The sequence below is a fragment of the uncultured Holdemanella sp. genome, assembly GCF_934772795.1.
GTDB lineage: Bacteria > Bacillota_I > Bacilli_A > Erysipelotrichales > Erysipelotrichaceae > Holdemanella.
The window spans coordinates 1-1,754 of record NZ_CAKVMR010000125.1 but is presented as its reverse complement, the minus strand read 5'-3'; the positions used below and the strand labels follow the sequence as shown (position 1 = coordinate 1,754).

2 protein-coding genes are annotated in these 1,754 nt (G+C 31.0%); one reads left to right on the top strand and one right to left on the bottom strand.

The window, feature by feature from the left end; translation table 11 throughout:
• Window positions 1–204, top strand: a 204-nt coding sequence (locus Q0F04_RS11820) for a hypothetical protein (protein ID WP_295753535.1), incomplete at its 5' end; no start/stop codon positions are given.
• Window positions 205–218: 14 nt separating this feature from the next.
• On the opposite strand, the gene Q0F04_RS11815 is transcribed toward Q0F04_RS11820, so the two are convergent.
• Window positions 219–1,658 carry a diguanylate cyclase gene (locus tag Q0F04_RS11815; RefSeq protein WP_295753534.1) on the bottom strand — a complete coding sequence of 480 codons (1,440 nt, stop codon included), beginning with the start codon at window positions 1,656–1,658 and terminating at the stop codon, window positions 219–221.
• Between the last annotated feature and the right edge of the window lie 96 nt (window positions 1,659–1,754).

The following is a 1,754-nucleotide window of genomic DNA, read 5'->3' as shown; positions in this document are numbered from 1 at the left end:
GAATATGTGTATAGGGGCATTCCTAAGAGAATGGAAGTTCTGCAGGATTTATTTGCACAAATGAAACAGATGAAGCTGGTTAAAGAAGATGTGGTTAAAAACGAAATCGTAGTTCGTCCAGCTAAACTAGAAGGCTTAGAAATTAAGGATTATATTAAGGATAAGCCAGTTGATTTAATGAGCTTTAATTACACGAATGTATAAGAAAACGACGAGATTTAGTTCTCGTCGTTTTTATATATTTTATAATTGTTCTTTCCTGTACGTTTTATCTGGTACAAGGCTTGATCGGCATGGCGATACAGTTCCATAAAGCTAGTCCCGTCTTTAGGTGCAAAGGCAATTCCAATGCTGATGGATAATTTGAAATCTTTTAATTCTTCAATCTTTAATTCATTGACTTTTTGAAGTAAAGACTGAATTCTAGATTCAGTAATATTTTCATCTTGAATTAGAATAATAAATTCATCTCCTCCAATTCGTCCGACAATATCACTTTGTCTAAAATGATTCTTAAAGAGTAAACCCAAGTTTTCTAAAACTTTATCGCCTACCGCATGACCATAAGTATCATTAACGGATTTAAAGGCATCTACATCTAGAATCAAAAAACAACAATGCTCTTTATTATTTAGTTTTTGTTCAATTAGTTTCTGCGTTGTCTCTTTATTGAAGACAGAAGTTAATGGATCAATTTCAGACAAATGAATCAAATACTTATTTTCTTTTGAGCTTGAATGAGCTAAATAAGCCATAAGACTCAATACAATGAATCCTATAAATGTTGCCAACAACGTTTCGTAATGCGTAATAAATGTGTAAGATTCTTGAGCAACAAGAACTGGAACAATGTAACATATCATCCAATCATTGATTTTTAGCGGGGAATAAGCTAAATATAACGATTCATTTTTTTTGGCTTGTACTTGGATTAAATCTGATTTTTGATTTTTAAAATCTGTTTTGATTTTCTTTTGATCACAAACATCAAACAAATTATCCACTGTATTTATATTATGCTTCTTTGTATATTCTTTATCTCGAGTGATTAGATTTCCATCTTGATCAACAATAAAACTTTTTCCTTGTCCCTCAAACAAATCATCAAACAACATGTTTCCTAGCTTTGTGACATTGTAAGAACCGCCCACAACACCAATGACTTGTTTATCTCTAAAGATGGGTACGCATAAGATGACACGTGTTTGTTGGTCAACACTGCTTTCTAAAGGATCCGAAAGAGATTGTTTGCCTTGCATGGCTTCTTTAAAATATCGGCGATGAGCTACATTCTTTATAACTTCATTGTCATATAGGGCATTTCCATTTGGATCGATGATTGCCGTACGATTTAAATCTGTGTTTTCCATGAAGGCTTGAATTAAAGATATATTATCTTCTGAAAATAAATCTTGAGATTTAGATAGTTCTTGTGCAAGTACATTTAAATAGGAGTAGTTGATATTTAGAATCGTATTTAAATGTTCACTTTGCCTTACAACATTGGTAATGAGTGTTTCTCTTGAATTTTTTTCAACGGAAGATTGAACAATATTAAAAAAAATCGAAATTCCTATTGTAAGAGTGATGATGAAAGTGATAATTGCGACAATATAGTTCGTAATGAATTTTTTTCTTGAAAAATAACGATCTTTCATACGGGAACTCCTTTTTCTAATTATACCAAGAATTATGTTAAAAGAGTATTAAATTATATTTAACTAACTATTATTTGTGAAATCAATCACATTTTA

Excerpts from the sequence above, each read along its gene's own strand:
- Q0F04_RS11815 (WP_295753534.1), bottom strand. The coding sequence starts at position 1,658 with ATGAAAGATCGTTATTTTTCAAGAAAAAAATTCATTACGAACTATATT.